The sequence below is a fragment of the Pseudomonas sp. SIMBA_068 genome, from assembly GCF_046534705.1.
In the GTDB taxonomy this organism is placed as follows: domain Bacteria; phylum Pseudomonadota; class Gammaproteobacteria; order Pseudomonadales; family Pseudomonadaceae; genus Aquipseudomonas; species Aquipseudomonas putida.
The window spans coordinates 1-244 of sequence record NZ_JAWRYI010001381.1; the positions used below are offsets into that span (position 1 = coordinate 1).

Annotated in this window: 1 protein-coding gene; it reads right to left on the bottom strand. The window is 57.0% G+C overall.

Annotated elements, in window-relative coordinates:
• Positions 1–244 (bottom strand): carbon starvation CstA family protein (locus SB756_RS34145; RefSeq protein WP_410913764.1); only part of this gene is annotated, 244 nt, incomplete at both ends.

A 244-nucleotide genomic window follows, 5' to 3' on the forward strand; every position in this document is an offset into this window, starting at 1 on the left:
GGAACGGGAACAGAGCGCCTTTCCACAGCGGGCCAGTACCGTCAATGTACTGGGTCATGGCAGGCATTTTCAGTTCCGGGTTCAGCACCACGATACCCAGCGCCAGGCCGACGATAACGCCGATTTTCAGGAAGGTTGCCAGATAGTCGCGCGGTGCGAGGATCAGCCACACTGGCAGCAGTGCGGAAACAAACGCATAGCCAATCAGCGCGAAGGTAATGGTGGTGTCTTTAAAGGTCAGTGC